Raw genomic sequence first — 19,002 nt, 5'->3', positions numbered from 1 at the left:
ATAACAGCTAGCCTAGAAAGTAGGTGCTGTAAAAGAGACATTTTTGAAATTGTTACCGTTACAAATTGTAGTTATTGGGGGTGGAGCAGCGGGATTTTTTGGCGCGATCGCTTGTGCTAAAGCCAATCCTGAAGCCCAAGTTACTTTACTCGAAGCCAGTCGTCAACCCCTAGCGAAAGTGCTAATTTCTGGTGGCGGACGCTGCAACGTCACTCACGCTTGCTTTGAACCGGAGGAATTGGTGCAAAATTACCCCAGAGGTGCAAAAGCTTTGCGGGGTGCTTTGACTCGGTTTGGGCCTCAAGATACAGTAGCTTGGTTTGCTGCTGGTGGAGTCTATCTTAAAACGGAAGCTGATGGCCGGATGTTTCCTGTCACCAACACTTCAGAAACCATTGTGGAATGTCTAATTAAATCGGTGGCGAAATCTGGGGTAAAACTCCGCATCGGTACGCATGTAACTTCAGTGAGAACCTCAGCAGACGGGGGGTTTGATATTCTTCTGAAGTCGGGAGAGACAATTAAATGCGATCGCCTACTTTTAGCGATCGGTAGTAGCCTTGCGGGTTATAAAATTGTCCAAGAGTTAGGTCATCAAATTGAACCGCCAGTACCCTCGTTATTTACCTTCAACATTGTCGATCAAAAATTGCGGGAATTGGCTGGAGTTAGCGTTAACCCTGCCCAATTACGGTTATCTGCGGGCGGAAAATCCCAATTGCAACAAACTGGGCCATTGTTAATTACCCACTGGGGTTTGAGTGGCCCCGCTGTTTTGAAGCTTTCTGCTTGGGGTGCGAGAGTTCTGCACGAAAGCCGCTATCAAGCCAAATTATCGATTAATTGGCTGCCCATGATGCAACAAGAACAAGTGCGAGAAAAAGTTTTAGCAGTTAAAGATGAATGGGGAAAGAAAGCGATCGCCTTGCATCGCGGAGTCGATCTACCCCATCGTCTCTGGCAATATATCATTGCCCGTGCAGGCATTACCACAGAAGACCGTTGGGCAGAAATATCTAGTAAAACCTTAAATCAACTGGTGCAGGAACTTACTCAGGGACAATACTTAATCAACGGCAAAGGAGCCTTCAAAGAAGAATTTGTTACCTGTGGCGGTGTCAAACTCAAAGAAGTCAACTTCAAGACAATGGAAAGTCGGTTAGTTCCTGGTCTTTATTTTGCCGGAGAAATCTTAGATATTGATGGCGTTACCGGTGGGTTTAACTTCCAAAGTGCTTGGACAACCGGGTATTTAGCAGGTGTGGCAATGGCGACTAGCTACGAATAGTCTTAAAGTAATCCAACCTGAAGCGAAACTAGGAACAGTCTGATTGCTTCACCACTACGCGTCTACAAAATTATTGTATTGGAGCATAAAGAGGGAAAATTATCTTGCAATTGTAGATCAATTTTGAACACACCCAACAATGAAATTCAGCGAAATCCTCCGTCAATTTGGTGACGCGGCTACCAATCATAGCCTGACTAGCAACCCAGACCAAGACCCCGAAATTACAGGGGTAGCAGCCATTGATGAAGCTACCAACGGTACGATCGGTTACGTAGAAGGCGCAAAATTTAAATCTTTTGTCAACACTACCAATGCTAGTGCTTTAATTTTGCCCCAGGACGAAAAATTACAGGCGCTTGCACAAGAGAGGGGTATTGTCTGGCTAGCAACCCCAGATCCGCGACTTTTGTTTGCCAAAGCGATCGCNACTTTTTATCAACCATATCGCCCTACCCCAGAAATTCATCCCACCGCTGTGATTCACTCCACCGCAAAAGTTGGTAGTAATGTTTATATTGGCCCCCATGCTGTGATTCAACAAGGAGTGGAAATTGGTGATGGTGCAATTATTCATCCCAATGTAGTGATTTATCCAGATGCCAAAATAGGCGATCGCACCACCTTACACGCCAACTGTACCATCCACGAACGCACCCGTATCGGTGCAGATTGCGTCATTCACAGTGGTGCTGTCATTGGTGCAGAAGGCTTTGGTTTTGTTCCCATCCGTACTGGTTGGTTCAAAATGGAACAATCAGGCTATACAGTCTTAGAAGATGGTGTAGAAGTTGGCTGTAACACTGGCATTGATCGCCCAGCAGTGGGAGAAACACGGGTAGGTCGCAATACAGTAATCGATAGCTTAGTGCAAATAGGTCATGGTTGCCAAATCGGTTCTGGTTGTGCGATCGCAGGTCAGGTTGGCATGGCCGGAGGTGTTAAACTTGGAAATCGCGTTATTTTAGCTGGACAAACAGGAATAGTCAATCAAGTGAAAATGGGAGATGGGTCGATGACATCTGCTCAAACTGGAATTCACAACGATGTTGCACCAGGAGAAATTGTCTGCGGAACCCCAGCCCTTCCTTACAAACTATATCTCAAGGTATCTGCTGTTTATGGCCGCTTGCCAGATATGTATCAATCGCTAAAACAATTGCAACGTAAATTCAAAAATAGCAATGAATAAGCTGAAAGTTATCTAAATTACATAACTAAATTCAAATTAACTCTTGTGGGGCGTGAATCTTGCACGTCCCATTCTGTATTCTTGTTCAAAAGGATTTTTTATTCCTATTGACAGATGACAAACAAAAATACTTTACGATCATTTTATACCAACTTTAGAAATTGCGGGAAAAAGTAAAGATTGAGTTAATGATTCTTTTTATCTGCGTATAAAAAAATATAAAGACTAAAATATTTATTAGGACAAAGTACGAACTTGTACTGAATTTTTCCACAAAGTAGGGTAACATATTAGTTAAAACAACTGTGCATACAGTTCCGTTAACCAAAAACAAAATTTTTGGAACGCATCCTAGTTAAATTTTAGACTCAATTGTTGAAGATAATGTCAATTTTCAAGCCGATACGAACCGAAATAAGCATTTGCAAATAACTTGTGAAGTATGGTTACAAAGGGTATACAAACTGCCTGACTAATTTTCCATTATTCGCATCTAATCAGTCAATCAAGTAACTGAAGTGAGTTCACTTTTTTAATAAGCATTTGCAAACATACTCTGAAACATAGTTACAAAGGGTATGCATTTTTTGCAATGCAAGCTGCGTGAGTAATTGTCCAAATATTCACGCTCAATTAGACAATTAAGATCGATAAAAATCCACTTATCCCCTAGAATAATGACTGCAATTCTTTCTTTGGATGCTAAGATATCCAACCAATTACAGCAAGTTTTGTTAGAACTCACAACAGCACAGGATTTGTCTCTACATCCCTTTGTTCAACGCTTTGCCAAAGGAGAATTTTCACAAGATGCAATCCGCCAGTTTGCAATGAAAATGCTACCTGGCTCTAACAGATTCAATATGGCTTTTCTGAAAGTTGCATCCAAAATGGATAGTTACCATGCTAGAACGATTATGCTAGAAAATGCATTTACAGAGCATGGAGAACTCAACTCAGACCTTGCTCATGTAGCATTATTTATGCGTTTCATGAAAGGTATTGATTGCCCTCAGATTGATATCAATGCCGATGATGGAGCGTTTCTCATTCCAGAATTACGCTTTAAGAAATTTGAATTTTGTGATGATGAACCTATAGTACGCTCTTTAGGAAGATTTGCAGCAATTGAGCAAGTCTTACCTGGAATTTTCATCAAATATATCGAAGGACTTCGTAAGATATTTAAAGGTATTGATGACCATACCATCGAATATTTTCATCTCCACTGCCACTTAGATCCAGAACATACAGATGAATTGATTCAAGTGGCCCAAATTTATACCAAGTCTGAGAAAGATGTTGCATTCTTCCGTGAAGGAGTTGAAGATATGGTTAAATCAATTGGCGATATGTTTTCTTGGATGGATGAAAACCTTGAAAAAGAAGCGTTAACTTTACGAAGCTAATACCAAAGCAATTCTCAAAATTAGAGTTTAATTAAAGTTATCCAAAATTACCAGTCTTATATATTATTGTAAGTTGGTTAATTTTGGAAATTTTTTATCAAAACAGAATAAAGGCGTCAGTTGTCAGAATACAAAAAGGTTATTCTGTACGACTAACGCCTTGGCGCAGCTAATGATTGCAACACATTCTTGGGTAAAGACGCGATGAATCGCGTCTCCACAAATGGTCTATTTGTCGCATTATTTTTTCAAATTGGTATTAGAACCAGCCTTTCAAGGTGGGTAAAATTTTGCTCAATAAACTCTCTTTAACCTCTTAACTCTGTGTTCTCTGTGCCTCTGTGGTTAAATAAAAGACTTTTCAACCGCAGAGACGCGGAGGGCGCAGAGAGAAAAAGAGATTTTACCAGTCACATTGAAAGGGCTAGTCCTAAAACTAAAATCCTAATTTCTCTAACACTGGCTTTGTAGAAACAATGTGACGGTCTAAACCCAGTTCTTTTGGACTAACGCCAAGTGCCAAAGCAATCAACTGGGGTAAATGCAACACTGGTAAACCTAGTTTTTGTTCAATCACCTTTTCTACCTCTGGCTGACGCGAATCTAAATTTAAGTGGCACAGAGGACAAGGTGTAACTATACAGTCAGCACCAGATGCTAAAGCATCTTGAATATGCATCCCCGCCATTTTAAAAGATTGGGTAGTGGCATAACTAGAAAGCGGCCAACCACAACATTGTGTCCGTCCTCGGTAATAAATTGGTGTTGCACCCACCGCCCGAAACATATTTTCCATCGCTTCCGGTTGGAAAGGGTCGTCATCAGGCATAGATTTTTGGGCGCGGAGGAGATAACAGCCATAAAAAGCCGCACATTTTAATGCAGTTAACTTCCGGGTGACACGTTTGGTAATTTCCTCTAAACCGTAATCTGTTACTAAGGCGTAAAGAAGATGTTTAACGTCAGTACTGCCGCGATAAGGCGAACAGCCTTCTTTATTTAGCAAGCCATTAACCTGTTCCATGTAGACAGGGTTAGAAGTCTGACATTCTTTCAGGTGTTCGTTGACATGACCAATAACACCTTGACAAGTGCTGCAATGGGTAAGTAAGGGCAGATTTAATTCTTCTGCTAGGGCAATATTTCTGGCGTTGACTGTATCTTCTAGCAGTTGCGAATCTTCTTTAAATGTGCCTGAACCGCAGCAAGCAGCTTTTTTAAGTTCAACTAGTTCAATACCCAATGCTTGGGTAAGCGCTTGAGTTGATTGATAAAGTTCCCGACAGGCCCCTTGAGCAACACAACCGGGGAAGTAAGCGTATTTCAGTGTCTGAGGTAGCATAGAAGTATGTTTGGGTTAGAGCGATCGCTCTAAACAATAACTGTTTTATCATTCCCTTGTTAGCACTAAAGTTCTGATGTTTGACGTTTAGCTACCTTTAAGCGTTTAGGTTAAAGGGCCGCGGCATCTACATATTCTTAACTGCTAGCAAGGCTGTAAATACTGACCGAGACATTGTAAAAAATTTTAGCAANNNNTTNGGAAAACCAAAGCATTTACACGGTATTGGCGATGGCGTAGCACGCTCTACTGCTCAAGTGTTTCCAGAAAACTTACCCCATTTATTTNNNGAATGGCAGAGGTTTTCTAACAGAAAAACCTTTGGAAGTATGCGGGCGATCGCGCTTGACGATAAGATGTATATGCTCAAAACAATCTCTCCTCTAAAGAGCAGATCGNNNCAAGTGGTTAAGGACTTTTATTTATGAGCCAAGCGGAACTTTTTGAAAAGGTCAAGAAAATCGTTATCGAACAACTGAGTGTTGATCCCCCAGATAAAGTCACACCACAAGCCAAGTTTATGGAAGACCTGGGAGCAGATTCTCTGGATACTGTTGAGTTGGTGATGGCTTTGGAAGAAGAATTTGATATCGAAATTCCCGACGAAGCTGCGGAGCAGATTATATCCGTTCAAGACGCAGTAGATTACATCAATAACAAAGTTACCGCCTCAGCTTAACTGGGGATTGGAATTGGGGATTGGGATTGGGGAGATTTTTCTCTAATGTCTAGCCACCCTTCGCGTGACGCTGCTAATGTCGCTAATGCTGACGTTAACGACAGTCACTTGAAGTCAGCAAATCCGATGCCAGTCGCTCGTAAAGGAAACCTTTAAGACCGCGCTGGCTCACCAAGTACCTAGTCGCTAACCTCAAATTTTTTGCCTGCTGCTTTTTCGCCATTTTTAACTGAATCATGACAGATCATACACGTAAACGCGTTGTTGTAACTGGTGTTGGCGCGATTACACCTATAGGTAACACAGCAACAGAATATTGGAATGGATTATTGAGTGGACGCAATGGCATTGACTACATCACATTATTTGATGCGTCTCGCCATGATTGCCGGATTGCTGGTGAGGTGAAAAACTTCGATCCACATGATTACTTGGAGCGCAAAGAGGCCAAGCGCATGGATCGATTTTCCCAATTTGGGGTTGCGGCAGCAAAACAGGCTCTCGCTAACTCGGAGTTAGCGATCAATGACCTGAATGCAGAACAGGTAGGTGTGATGATCGGCTCTGGCGTTGGTGGCATTAAGGTATTAGAAGACCAGCAAACTATCTACCTCAACCGTGGCCCCGATCGCTGTAGTCCATTCATGATCCCGATGATGATCGCCAATATGGCCGCAGGATTAACGGCAATTCATACGGGTGCTAAAGGGCCAAACTCTTGTCCTGTAACTGCCTGTGCCGCTGGCTCAAACGCTGTAGGCGATGCTTTTCGCTTAATTCAAGGGGGATATGCCCAGGCGATGATTTGCGGGGGAACGGAGGCAGGCTGTCACACCATTGTCGATAGCTGGGTTCGCCGCCTGCAAAGCACTCTCTTTTAACAATGATGACCCGGCTCATGCTTGCCGTCCCTTTGACCGCGATCGCAACGGATTTGTCTTGGGTGAAGGTTCAGGAATTTTAATTCTCGAAGAACTGCAACACGCCCTAAGTCGCGGCGCTCACATTTATGCCGAAATGATCGGTTACGGCATGACCTGTGATGCCTACCACATCACCTCTCCCGTACCTGGTGGACTTGGAGCCGCTAGAGCGATCGAACTGGCTCTTAAAGATGCTGGCATAACTCCCGAAGAAATTAGCTATATTAATGCCCACGGCACTAGTACCCCAGCTAATGATTCAACTGAAACTTCAGCAATCAAAAAAGCCTTGGGAGAACACGCCTATAAGGTGGCAATTAGCTCCACCAAATCGATGACAGGTCATTTATTGGGCGGTTCTGGAGGTATTGAAGCAGTCGCAACAGTACTAGCGATCGCTAATGACCAAATTCCACCGACAATCAATCTGGAAAACCCCGATCCAGAGTGTGATTTAGATTACGTGCCTAACTCTAGCCGCGCTCAAAAAGTCGAGGTGGCAATATCCAATTCTTTTGGGTTTGGCGGTCATAATGTCACACTGGCCTTTAAGAAATACGTTTAAAAGAAGGCAGGAATCAGGAGGCAGGAGTCAGAATTCAGAATTCAGAATTCAGAATTCAGTAGTTTAATCCGACCTGCTCATTTGCCCCATGCCCACTTGCCCTGAGCGACTTGTGCCGAGCATCTCGACTCCGCTCGATGGAACCGAAGCCGAGGTAAGCCGAAGGGATGCCCAATGCCCAAAGTATCAGAAATATCATTCCGATATAACTTAAGCGTTCAGCATGACCCAATTATCTGCTTGATTTATCACCAGAAACTCAGGAGATCCCGCTTGTCCATCGACAAGCGGGAGTGGGATGATGAGGATACNTGTGGGGAATCTAAAATAACCCCAGCAAAAGAAGCTACGAAGAGTGCTAACCCGTCGTTAAAAACAAGAGATTATGACTGTTGCAACCCAATCCGCCAAAGAACTGTCCCTCGAAGAACTTTGTATTAACTCGATCCGCTTCTTGGCTGTTGATGCCGTAGAAAAAGCTAAATCGGGACACCCAGGACTACCAATGGGCGCGGCTCCGATGGCTTTTGTCCTCTGGGATCGCTTTTTGAAGTTTAATCCCAAGAATCCCAAATGGTTTAATCGCGATCGCTTTGTCTTATCTGCCGGTCATGGCTCGATGTTGCAGTACGCCCTGCTTTACTTGACAGGCTACGACAGTGTAAGCATTGAAGATATCAAACAATTCCGTCAATGGGAATCCAAAACCCCTGGACACCCGGAAAACTTCATGACCCCAGGCGTGGAAGTCACCACTGGCCCCTTGGGTCAAGGAATTGCCAATGGAGTCGGTTTAGCGATCGCCGAAGCGCACCTTGCTGCTAAATTTAACAAACCCGATACCAAGATTGTTGACCATTACACCTACGTAATTTTAGGTGACGGTTGCAATATGGAAGGGATTTCCGGGGAAGCTGCTTCTTTCGCAGGACACTTGGGATTAGGCAAACTCATTGCTCTGTACGACGACAACCACATTTCCATCGACGGTTCCACAGATGTGGCATTCACCGAAGATGTTTCCAAGCGCTTTGAAGCTTACGGTTGGCACGTTTTGCACGTTAAAGATGGCAATACCGATTTAGAAGCGATCGCCAAAGCAATTGAAGAAGCTAAATCTGTCACTGATAAACCATCAATGATTAAGGTGACAACCATCATCGGTTATGGTTCCCCCAATAAAGCCAACACCGCTGGCGTTCACGGTGCTGCCCTTGGTGGAGACGAAATAGCTTTGACTCGGAAGAATTTGGGTTGGGAATACGAGCCTTTCGTAGTTCCAGAAAACGCCCTCAACCACACACGTAAAGCAGTTGAGCGCGGTGCAGGCTACGAAAGCGATTGGAACAAAACATTTGCTGACTACAAAGCTAAGTATCCCCAAGAAGCGGCTGAGTTTGAACGCTACATTAGCAGCAAACTACCCGATGGTTGGGACAAGGTACTACCCACCTACACCCCAGAAGATAAAGGACTACCTACCCGCAAACACTCAGAAACCTGCCTCAACAAAATAGCGGCAGTTTTACCTGAATTGATTGGTGGTTCGGCTGACTTAACCCACTCCAACTTGACCGAAATCAAAGGTAAGGGCGACTTCCAAAAAGGGCACTACGAAAACCCCAACATCCACTTTGGTGTGCGGGAACATGGTATGGGCGCAATCTGTAATGGTATCGCGCTGCATAGTTCAGGATTAATTCCCTACGGTGCTACCTTCTTAATCTTCACAGATTATATGCGTGCTGCCATCCGCTTATCCGCCCTTTCTCAAGCTGGCGTGATTTGGGTGATGACCCACGATTCCATTGGACAAGGTGAAGATGGGCCACACACCAACCCATTGAAACTCTGGCTTCCTTGCGAGCTATTCCTAATTTATTAGTGTTTCGTCCCGCAGATGGTAACGAAACCTCTGGTGCTTATAAAGTAGCGATCGAAAAGGCGAAGGAAAATGCTCCGTCTCTGTTGGCTTTCACCCGTCAAAACGTCCCCAACTTGGCAGGTACATCGATTGAGGGCGTAGCCAAGGGTGGATACACCGTGGTGGATAGCGAAGGTACACCCGATCTCATCCTAATTGCCACTGGTTCAGAACTGAGCCTCGCCGTCGGCGCAGCCGAAAAACTTAAGGCTGAAGGTAAGAAAGTCCGTGTTGTCTCCCTACCTTCATGGGAACTGTTTGAAGCACAGGATGCGGCTTATAAAGAGTCAATTTTGCCGAAAGCTGTCACCAAGCGTTTATCTGTAGAAGCTGGCGCTAGTTTCGGTTGGCACAAATATGTGGGTACTGAAGGCGATACTGTTAGTATCGATCGCTTTGGTGCTTCGGCTCCAGGCGGTGTTTGTTTAGAGAAGTTTGGTTTTAGCGTTGATAATGTATTAGCTAAGGCTAAACAATTGTTGGGTTAATAGCAACAGGATATTCTCAAAATATTGTGGGGTGGGCTGAAAAGCCCGCCTTTTTTTTACATAGAGAAGGGCTGAGGAAGATTAACTATAATTGAATAAATCAGTTACGAATTGAGAGGAAGTTATGCAGGAAGTTTCGGGTAAAAGAGATATAGCGATCGCACGGTTATCAAAAATCGTCGATAAGTTAATTCAAGATAATAGTCTCTATCAAGAAAGATTAGATAAACAAGAAATTATTCAACATCTAATTAATTTATTAGATAAGTTTTCACCAGAATTTATAAATGCTCTTTCTGAAAGGGAATTAACAGATAGAATTGATAGTATTCTAGTGATAGAGGCAGTTTCTGGGACATTAAATGACTTAACACCAGACCAAATAGAGATGTTTGATGCAGCAGTAGAAAGGAGATAGGAATAAATAATGGGCTATCTTCTCGACACGAATATATTAACAGCTATTCTGAAGAAGAATCAGAAGGTAAATAGTAAACTAGAGGAGGTGCGTTTTCTAGGAGAAGATGTATTGATAAGTTGTATAACATATTTTGAATCCAAAAGAGGATTGCTTTATGCAAATGCTAGCAGACAGATATCTGATTTAAATAAATTCTGTGGAATTTATAAAATTTTATTTTTAGATAATTTAGAAATTATAGAAAAATCCTGCGAAATTCATGCAGATTTAAAAAGAAAGGGTAGGAAAATACAAGAGGCTGATGTATTGATAGCGGCTACGGCAATTGTACGCGGATTAATCCTGGTTTCTAATGATTCTGACTTGCTGCGAGTTGAAGAACTAAGCTTGGATAATTGGCTATCAACAGATTATTAGAAATAAGAGCTTTGGCAAATAGATTTTAAGCTAACTATTAATGATTATTTACTAATCTATATGACTTCTATTAACATTGCACACACTCTAGAAGAACTTGACAAATTTATTACTTATCAACCTCAATTAACAGAACTTAGTATTTACGATTGCCACTACGTGGAATATTTACCTGATAGTATTGGCAATTTCGCAAGTTTACAGGAACTAGATATTTGTGATTGTGCTTGGCTCAAAGAAATACCAGACAGCATAGGAAAGTTGGCAAATCTTGAGAAACTACTAATACGAGGTTGTATAAGAGATATTTCTAGGTTAAAGAAACTTCCTGATAGTATTGGACAACTTAAAGCTTTGACATATTTTAAAATTAGTAACACAGCAATCACCTCATTACCTGAGACAATTGGTAATCTTAAAAACTTAAAATATCTTTCTCTTGAAAATGGTTACTTCACGTCTTTGCCAGAATGTATTGGTGAATTAAAAAGTCTTGAATTTTTAAATATCAGGCAAAACTATTTAATAGATTTACCAGAAAGTATTGGCAATTTACAAAATCTTTGGTACATAGATGCTCGTGACAATATGTTAGAGTCTTTACCAGATAGTATTTGCGATTTGAAATTACTGGAGGATATCAACATAGAGAATAATCCTAAGTGCAATTCTATCCCAAAGCATATCCGAAAGCTATTGGAGTAAAATTGCTGATACATTGTATAGCTCGTAGTAAGCGATTTATCGCTTATTTTATGTACTAAACTATCCACTACATGTGAACCGATTCTTAAAATATATTTCTTATAGATAGCCCTTCTTTATCTCAAAACGATTTGCTAATAAATATTACTTTCTTTGCAGGGATTGTAATTGGAGTTACAAGTGCAACTCTAGTTATTCATTTAATGAAGGAAATTACTAATTTTAATTTAGCTATTGCCGGAGTAAAATTAGGAGCTGTTCTTGTAATTATAACTGTAGTTATTATTTGGAATATACGGTATATTCTTAAAAAATATTTTTATATTAATATATTCTCTTGGTTAGTAACAGCATTGATAATAGGAACTATAGTGGCGCTAATTATTGAAGATAGAATTGGAACTATAGTTGCAGCAGGATTCACATTTGGTATTGTAGTAATGACTGCTACTTTAACTTTAGTTGGTTATGTCACTATTGGTATTTTATCTATTGGTTTTGATGCTAGATGTACGATTTTGGTAAATTCGTTTGAGGTTATTAGGGTATTCTTGACTGCGCTGGCAGTAAAGCTGATAGTAATTATCTTTTTCTACGGTATGGATATACAAAGCATAAAGTCTTATTTGCTTTGGTAAGCGATGCGTGCCGCAGGCTACGTCTACGCACCTCCACAACCAACTATAAAAAATGCCATATTACTTATTACTTAATTAACCCTCACATTTAGGATGCTGCTACAGAGGTAACATTATTTACTAAGTTGTTTTAGTTAAACTTAAATTTCCTGTGATATAGTGATGTAATCAAGAATACCCGTAAGGGAGATATTAAAACTTAGTATTATGTCTAGTCAAGAACAAAATTCCAACAAAACATTGAAGCAAACGCAGACTAGCCCAACAAAGAAGAAGAAAGTACAACCTCCCGCAGACCTCAAAAAACCAAAGAAAACTGAATAAAAAGCATTATAGTTACTTGCAGAGACTTAAATTACTTAAATTAAATTAAGTCTCTGCAATTTTTATCAAAAATAAATAAGCTTATTTATTTTTCGCTTGAGTCTTTGCTTGTTCTAAAGCTATTTCTTTGATTGCCTGATATGAATTAACATTTGAAGTACCTTCAATAGCTTTAACTGCCAAATCCTGAACTTGTTTGAGAGCGGATTCAAGTTGTTTAGAAAGATTTTGAATTCGCGTCTCTTGATTAGTAATAGTTTGTTCTAGAGATTGCAGCCTTTGTTCATAGAAACGCTTTTGCCCTTCTACTTCCTTAGAATATAAATCTGATTTTATTTTCGCTTGGTAGTTGGCGATGCCTTTGCCTTCTTCTGTAGCTTTTTTGATGGCTGCTTCTTTATCTTTTGGAAAAGCCTCTACCTTGGCTTTTAACTCTTCAAATTGTTTCTCTCTTTCCGAAATTGCTTTCTCCCGTTCAGCCCACTGCTTTTCTGTTTCTTGTAATAATTCTTCCAGTTGCTTATATAGCGCTTTCTGTTCCTGCTCGTATTCGTCATTTTGCAGTTGCCGCTGGAGTTCTAGATTATACTTGTACTCTGAAGCATCGCGTTGCCGAGTTTTATTCAAGTTTTCATTCCGTTCTTTTATCGCCCGTTGCTGTTCCTCTTGTTCTTTTCCCCAAGTATTTCTTTGCTCTAGTATTTCTTGGAATAACACTTCAGAACGTCGGCTATATTCTTCCTGATAAGCTTTAGTATTATCTTCATAGGCTTGGATGAGAGTATCCAAGATATCATCAGAAACTTCTAAATTATGCAGTTGTGTTAATTGTTGAATTTCTTCTTCTAAAGTTCGCCTAATTTCTTCCAATTTAGAGGCTTTTGTGGTTAGCTGTTCCGATAATTCATTAGCAGCACTGCCAAAACCTAATTGAATTTTTGCCAAGCTTTCAATTGTATTGTTCATTTTTTGTTGGACACTAGAAAGCTGATTCATAGCTATTTTTTGTTCTAATTTAGGCTGTTCTTTAGTTCCAGACTGGTTTTCTTGGGCAACTTTATCGAGTTCTGATTTCAGTGCTGCTTTTTCTTTTGCCAACTCCTCATACGCCTGAAGAATTTCTACTTTAGTATTCTTATCAGTCGGTTTTTTCCCCACCACAACAAACCTCCTCTTCAGGAATTCAAAATGATTAAGATGCTACGAACTCACAACTATTTAGGGTTAGAACTACCAAAAGCCCTCATAGCTAAGTCTTGTGCTTGTTTTAATGCAGTTTGCAATTGAGCAGAAATGCCTTCTATTTGCTCAGATTGTTTCTTAATTGTTTCTTCCAGAGATTGAATTTTTTGTTCATAGCTCTGTTTGTTCGATTCCCATTCTCTTTCAAATAAATCAGCCTCGATTTTAGCTTTTTGGCTTGTTTCTTTAATTGCTTCTTCTCTAGCTTTCTTAATGGCTTCTTCCAGTTCGCTGGGAAATGTAGTTACTTTTTGTTCATAATCTGCGAAGAGTGGTTGGCGTTCAGCGAATATCTTTTCTCGTTCTGTCCAATCTTTCCCTTTCTTTTGAGAATTTTCCTGTATTTCCCTTTGTTGTTGGCGTTTTATCCCTTCGTAGCTGTCTGTATTGAGTTTGCGAGTAGTTTCTAACTTATACTGAAATTCTTCTTGTTCTTGCTGGCGGTCTTTGGCTAATAAATCGTTATATGCTTGAAGTTTTTCTTCATACTCTGCTTGCTCTTTTTGCCATTCTTTCCGCCTAATTGCAATTTCTTTCTCTAGTGCTTCCTTTTTGCTAATAGTATCTTGTTCGAGAATTTTTAATTTTTCTTGGTGTTCTTGACTTAAAACGTCTAAAGTATCCGCTACAACTCTAATTTGTTGCAGTTCTTGTAGACGTTGAGTTTCAATTTCTATAGCTCGGTTCAATTCATCTAACTTGGAATTTTCCTGAGCTAGTTTTTCAGATAATCCATTGAGAATACTGCCAAACTCTAATTGTAAATCAGCTAAACCTTTGACAATACTATCAACTGTATATGCAGAAGCTGCTTGCAGAATTTCTTGACTTTTTGCCTTTTCTGCTTCCTCTTGTTTGGTTGCTATTTTGGATTCAAGTTTTTTTCTTTGGATAATAATTTGTTGAAATGCTTGCATTAGTTGTTGTTTGCTGTCTTTGACTCCAACTGTAGTCATCTTCCAACTCCCTTCAATAGGCAAATGATTTATTGGGTAGCAAGCCATACCAATGACTACCCTATGCAGACATCAGAGTAGCCTTTAAATCAACATTTTTAACGCAGTGGAAATACTGAAATGATCCACATCTGACACTTAGTGGGTACGAATTTTCCACATATATGTCCTTCTGTTTTTCAGTATAGTTTTTCTTTTGAGGTTTTATAGTATTTTTGTACTAAGATAAATATACCTAAACTAATCTCCTCTGTCAAGATAATCTTCATGCAATAGTGTCTTTGGATCTTGTGAAGACAGAATCGAAAATTGAAAGTCTTTAATTAAAAACTATTAGAAGCTTGCAGCCACAGTGATTTATGATTTAGGATACTGCTGTGGTGTATATTACTTTTTGTAAAGAAAATCTAAAAGAATTAACCCTAGTAGAAGCGCGGTTGCAGTAAGGCGAGATAATAGACTCATCATCCTAATTGATACAAACACAGTCGTAGACTTTTGTGATATCAATGTATACCAGTGAATCGACCAAATATTCTGCCAGAACGGACATTGGACAAACCAGCCGTATTCTAGTAGTAGAAGATGAAGAATTAATCCAGGAAATGCTAGCTGTAGCTCTGGAAGAAGAAGGTTACGGGGTGATAACTGCCCCTGATGGGCGGTCTGCTATAGAATATCTCAAAAGTTTTGAAACCAATTCAGGGGAACTTCCCTTCGATCTGGTCATTCTTGATTTGATGCTGCCGCAAATCAATGGGCTAGATATTTGCCGTTTGCTGCGTCATCAAGGCAACCCAGTACCTATTTTAATGCTCAGTGCTAAGGGTAGTGAAACTGACCGTGTTTTGGGGTTAGAAGTGGGTGCAGATGACTACCTGACCAAACCCTTTAGTATGCGAGAGTTAGTGGCTCGTTGTCGCGCTTTACTCCGCCGCCAACGCCTAAGTAATTTACCACCAATACCAGTATTAAAATTTAAGGATGTCTCCTTAAATCCCCAAGAATGTCGCGTGCTAGTTCGCGGTCAAGAAGTGAGTCTTTCTCCCAAAGAGTTCCGTTTGCTGGAGCTGTTTATGAGTTACGCCCGCCGGGTATGGTCACGGGAACAATTGCTCGATCAGGTTTGGGGGCCGGATTTCGTCGGCGATAGTAAAACTGTAGACGTTCACATTCGGTGGTTGCGCGAAAAATTAGAGCAAGATCCCAGTCACCCCGAATATATTGTGACTGTAAGAGGTTTTGGCTATAGGTTTGGATAATTAGTTTCGATAGTTGTTAGTTTTTAGTAGTCACCAAAAAACTAACAACTCAAATGCTTTTATTGGGATTTTTTCTGGGTTTAGCGGTAGGCATTGGGTTTTGGATTTGGCAACAGATTCAACTTAACCGCTACCTGGGGCGCTTACTCCGACCGTTAACCTCGCATTCTTATAAGATGGGACTGCTGCTGATTCCTGGGTTGCGGCAGGAAATAGCGATGGTGAAACAGCAGCGACAAGATTTGCAGCAGTCGTTGCAAACTTACCAAGACCTGCTAGATTTTGCCCCAGTGGGATATTTGCAGGTGGATGAGGAAAATCAACTGCTGTGGTGCAATCGACAGGCGCAGGAAATTTTGTATCTGCAAAGGTGGCAACCAGAACAGGTGCGCTTGTTATTGGAGTTGGTACGGTCTTATGAACTTGACAATTTAATTGAGCAAACTCGCGATCGCCAAAAACCACAAACGGGAGAATGGATATTTCATCCATCTTGTGATGATACGGCAGAGATGGCAACAATCAAATCTCTGGCTTTGCGGGCGTCTAGTTTGCCTTTACCCAATGGACAAGTGGGAGTATTTTTAGAAAATCGTCAACCCCTATTAGATATAAATCAAGTACGCGATCGCTCTTTTTCCGATCTAGCACACGAACTCAGAACACCGCTAACTTCGATTCGCTTGGTTGTAGAAACTTTACAAAATCGCTTGGAACCACCTTTAAATCGCTGGGTTAACCGCCTCATGCAAGAAGTTGACCGACTGATTAACTTAGTGCAAAGCTGGTTAGACCTTACCCAAATGGAAGCAAACCCAAATCTGCAATTGCAAGCCAAAGCTGTAGAATTGCGATCACTAATTACATCTGTTTGGGAAACACTAGAACCCTTAGCACAACGTCAACATCTGTCTTTTTCTTATTCTGGCCCCGAAAATCTGTGGATTAAGGCAGATAAAGCCAGGATTTACCAGGTTTTTCTCAACTTGCTAGACAACAGCATTAAGTACAGTCCTCCTTGCACAAGTATTCATGTTGAAGCGAAAATCTTATCAACAAAAGATAACGATCCTGTTTCCCCAATCTTGGAAATAAATCTTATTGATTCGGGAGTTGGCTTTTCTGAGGCAGATTTACCCCACGTTTTTGAGCGATTTTATCGAGGAGATAAAGCCCGAACCCATTCTCCCCAAGATAGTAACTCCATAGGAGCGATCGTTGGCAGTGGATTAGGTTTAGCGATCGTTGAGCAGATTCTAATTGCTCACGGTGGTTCAATCAAAGCGATGAACCATCCAGAAACCGGCGGTGCGTGGATGCAACTCCAATTTCCTGAAGTTATGGCAAACTCCCTAAGCCAAGACTATAGTTAGTAATATCTTCACCTTTGAGAAAACAAGTGTGAAAGCCGTCGATTATACTCCCAATCCTCAAAGACCACAACTCGCACGCGCCATTAGGCGCTTAGAACGGGATGTATTACGCATGGGTGCCTTGGTAGAACAATCATTTCGCCTCAGCCACCAAGCGTTATTTACTCGTAACTTAATAGCCGCTGAGGAACTCCCCCGATTAGATAAAAAGATCGATCGCTTTTATCGTCAAATCGAATCAGACTGTACGGCGATTATGACGCTACAAGCGCCTACGGCTCCTGATTTGCGCTGCTTGAGTGCTTTTATGCAGCTGGTGCGAGATTTAGAGCGCATTGGCGATTATGCTGAGGATTTAGCTGAAATTGCGATTAAAATTTTTCCTTACGCGCCTCATACGTCAATGCCCGACATTGAAGCTATGTCCCTTCACGCGCAGGCGATGCTAGCAACTAGCTTAAAGGCTTTGGGAGATTTTGATGAAGCCGGTGGACGCCGTTTAAAGCATCTGGATGATACTGTAGACGATGCTTACGATCGCGTTTATCAGACTTTAGCCCAACAACGAGATGTGCCTGGTGTAGTCGAGCCAATTATACTGCTAGCACTGGCAATTCGTTGTCTGGAACGTATGGCAGATCATGCGACAAATATCGGTCAAAGAGTAGCATATATTGTCACCGATCAACGCTCCTAATTGATATGCTGCCCAAATCTCCGACTTCTACGCTCCAAGTATCTGCAAGAAGTCGGGGATATAAATCCAGCGACTTAGTAAGCTCCATTCCACCCTCCTATCTTCATATAGGACTCCGATTTGATTTCTGAAAACATACTGAGACTGAAAAGCCAGTTTTATCAGGGTTTTATCTGAAATCTTGTTCAAAAATCAGATATGAGTCTTATAGATTATTTGTGCCTACATACATACTTAGTCTTCAAAAAATACCAAATTATTAAAAATAGGTTAACTAAATATTTTACTAAAAGCTTACCTATTCTTAAACTTACACAATTAAAGTAGCGGGTAAATAACTAAAAATTTTGGTTCTATCTCACTGATAAATACCTTAAGCAAAAGTTGTTGCCATCAGAAGATTTTGAGTTAGTCCCTAGCTCTAATTGAGAAGAATAGACTTTCCGAGACACAAGTAAATTTTGATACAAGTTATTAGAGTTTCTTAATCATTGTGAATAGCGAGATTCCCTGATAATTGTGTAATTACGGTTAATGATGTATTCTACAATTCCTAGTTCAAACTCTTCTGCCGTGTCAAATAGCTGTGCTTTCAGCAGACAATTACCCCAGCAGATATTTACCCGTCGGGAAGTAATTCCACCTCAAAATGATGTGCTTTGGCGTATTGAATACGGTGCAGTTCGTACCTTAACATGGAGTGAAGATGGAACATTCATCACTCTCGGTTATTGGGGACTAGGGGATCTGATTGGCTATCCTTTGTCTAGAGTCAAGCCCTACCAAATTGAATGTCTCACGGGCGTGGAAGTAAGCATTGTGCCACCTCATTTGTGGCATCAGGATATTAATGCTTTGTTGTCTCATATTCAACAAGCAGAGGATCTACTAAGCATTGTGCATCGAAAACCAATTTTGCTACGTTTATGGCAATTTTTAGTATGGTTAAGTGAAAAATTTGGCCGTGACGTAGATAAGGGTAAGCTAATTGATTTAAATGTTACCCATCAAGATATTGCTGAAGTCTTAAATACTACGCGAGTAACAGTTACGCGACTCTTACAGCAGTTAGAGGAAGAAGGAACAGTTTTACGTCACAAACGCCGCATTATTTTGCGCCTACCAAATAAATTAATTAAAAACTATATATAGTTCAG

The 19,002-nt window shown here is 40.9% G+C and carries 15 protein-coding genes and 2 pseudogenes; 14 read left to right on the top strand and 3 right to left on the bottom strand.

Going from position 1 to position 19,002, the window contains the following annotated elements:
• The first annotated feature begins 49 nt into the window (after positions 1 to 49).
• From QUD05_RS30565 to QUD05_RS30555, 3 genes are all read left to right on the top strand, one after another.
• Positions 50 to 1,288: a BaiN/RdsA family NAD(P)/FAD-dependent oxidoreductase gene (locus QUD05_RS30565; RefSeq protein WP_289800121.1), complete on the top strand. Its 1,239-nt coding sequence runs from the start codon at positions 50 to 52 to the stop codon at positions 1,286 to 1,288.
• Between the two features lie 139 nt (positions 1,289 to 1,427).
• Positions 1,428 to 2,480, top strand: coding sequence for a UDP-3-O-(3-hydroxymyristoyl)glucosamine N-acyltransferase (gene lpxD / locus QUD05_RS30560; protein WP_289799325.1), 1,053 nt, complete (start codon positions 1,428 to 1,430; stop codon positions 2,478 to 2,480).
• 677 nt (positions 2,481 to 3,157) lie between these two features.
• Positions 3,158 to 3,889 (top strand): iron-containing redox enzyme family protein, encoded by a 732-nt coding sequence (locus QUD05_RS30555; protein ID WP_289799324.1) that lies wholly within the window; start codon positions 3,158 to 3,160, stop codon positions 3,887 to 3,889.
• Positions 3,890 to 4,325: 436 nt separating this feature from the next.
• Here QUD05_RS30555 and QUD05_RS30550 read toward each other — a convergent pair whose 3' ends face one another.
• Positions 4,326 to 5,231, bottom strand: a complete 906-nt coding sequence (locus QUD05_RS30550) for a CoB--CoM heterodisulfide reductase iron-sulfur subunit B family protein (protein WP_289799323.1) — start codon at positions 5,229 to 5,231, stop codon at positions 4,326 to 4,328.
• Positions 5,232 to 5,655: 424 nt separating this feature from the next.
• Here QUD05_RS30550 and acpP point away from each other — a divergent pair, with 424 nt between their 5' ends.
• The 7 genes and pseudogenes from acpP to QUD05_RS30515 all read left to right on the top strand — a co-directional run bounded on the left by acpP (position 5,656) and on the right by QUD05_RS30515 (position 11,991).
• Positions 5,656 to 5,910 (top strand): acyl carrier protein, encoded by a 255-nt coding sequence (gene acpP, locus QUD05_RS30545; protein ID WP_289799322.1) that lies wholly within the window; start codon positions 5,656 to 5,658, stop codon positions 5,908 to 5,910.
• 236 nt (positions 5,911 to 6,146) lie between these two features.
• Positions 6,147 to 7,398, top strand: a pseudogene (fabF, locus tag QUD05_RS30540) (beta-ketoacyl-ACP synthase II).
• Positions 7,399 to 7,783: 385 nt separating this feature from the next.
• Positions 7,784 to 9,810: pseudogene (tkt, locus tag QUD05_RS30535) on the top strand (transketolase).
• Positions 9,811 to 9,934: 124 nt separating this feature from the next.
• Positions 9,935 to 10,228: a hypothetical protein gene (locus tag QUD05_RS30530; RefSeq protein WP_289799321.1), complete on the top strand. Its 294-nt coding sequence runs from the start codon at positions 9,935 to 9,937 to the stop codon at positions 10,226 to 10,228.
• A gap of 9 nt (positions 10,229 to 10,237) precedes the next feature.
• Positions 10,238 to 10,648 (top strand): type II toxin-antitoxin system VapC family toxin, encoded by a 411-nt coding sequence (locus tag QUD05_RS30525; protein ID WP_289799320.1) that lies wholly within the window; start codon positions 10,238 to 10,240, stop codon positions 10,646 to 10,648.
• 60 nt (positions 10,649 to 10,708) lie between these two features.
• Positions 10,709 to 11,353 (top strand): leucine-rich repeat domain-containing protein, encoded by a 645-nt coding sequence (locus tag QUD05_RS30520; protein ID WP_289799319.1) that lies wholly within the window; start codon positions 10,709 to 10,711, stop codon positions 11,351 to 11,353.
• Positions 11,354 to 11,484: 131 nt separating this feature from the next.
• Positions 11,485 to 11,991, top strand: coding sequence for a hypothetical protein (locus QUD05_RS30515; protein WP_289799318.1), 507 nt, complete (start codon positions 11,485 to 11,487; stop codon positions 11,989 to 11,991).
• Positions 11,992 to 12,396: 405 nt separating this feature from the next.
• On the opposite strand, the gene QUD05_RS30510 is transcribed toward QUD05_RS30515, so the two are convergent.
• Both QUD05_RS30510 and QUD05_RS30505 read right to left on the bottom strand, forming a co-directional pair.
• The gene (locus tag QUD05_RS30510; protein ID WP_289799317.1) at positions 12,397 to 13,476 is read right to left on the bottom strand and encodes a coiled-coil domain-containing protein; all 1,080 of its coding nucleotides are present in this window, start codon (positions 13,474 to 13,476) and stop codon (positions 12,397 to 12,399) included.
• 53 nt (positions 13,477 to 13,529) lie between these two features.
• On the bottom strand, positions 13,530 to 14,513 hold the full coding sequence (locus QUD05_RS30505; protein WP_289799316.1) for a coiled-coil domain-containing protein: 984 nt from the start codon (positions 14,511 to 14,513) through the stop codon (positions 13,530 to 13,532).
• Positions 14,514 to 15,022: 509 nt separating this feature from the next.
• On the opposite strand from QUD05_RS30505, the gene QUD05_RS30500 reads away from it, so the two are divergent.
• The 4 genes from QUD05_RS30500 (at position 15,023) to QUD05_RS30485 (ending at position 18,997) form a co-directional block, all read left to right on the top strand.
• Positions 15,023 to 15,775: a winged helix-turn-helix domain-containing protein gene (locus QUD05_RS30500; RefSeq protein WP_094349166.1), complete on the top strand. Its 753-nt coding sequence runs from the start codon at positions 15,023 to 15,025 to the stop codon at positions 15,773 to 15,775.
• 53 nt (positions 15,776 to 15,828) lie between these two features.
• Positions 15,829 to 17,148, top strand: coding sequence for a sensor histidine kinase (locus tag QUD05_RS30495; protein ID WP_289799315.1), 1,320 nt, complete (start codon positions 15,829 to 15,831; stop codon positions 17,146 to 17,148).
• 28 nt (positions 17,149 to 17,176) lie between these two features.
• Positions 17,177 to 17,845 carry a phosphate signaling complex protein PhoU gene (gene phoU / locus QUD05_RS30490; RefSeq protein ID WP_289799314.1) on the top strand — a complete coding sequence of 223 codons (669 nt, stop codon included), beginning with the start codon at positions 17,177 to 17,179 and terminating at the stop codon, positions 17,843 to 17,845.
• A 534-nt stretch (positions 17,846 to 18,379) separates the two neighbouring features.
• Positions 18,380 to 18,997, top strand: a complete 618-nt coding sequence (locus QUD05_RS30485) for a Crp/Fnr family transcriptional regulator (RefSeq protein ID WP_289799313.1) — start codon at positions 18,380 to 18,382, stop codon at positions 18,995 to 18,997.
• The last annotated feature ends 5 nt before the right edge of the window (positions 18,998 to 19,002 follow it).

It is taken from the genome of Nostoc sp. GT001 (genome assembly GCF_030382115.1).
In the GTDB taxonomy this organism is placed as follows: Bacteria; Cyanobacteriota; Cyanobacteriia; order Cyanobacteriales; family Nostocaceae; genus Nostoc.
This window is presented reverse-complemented; position numbering and strand designations above follow the sequence as displayed.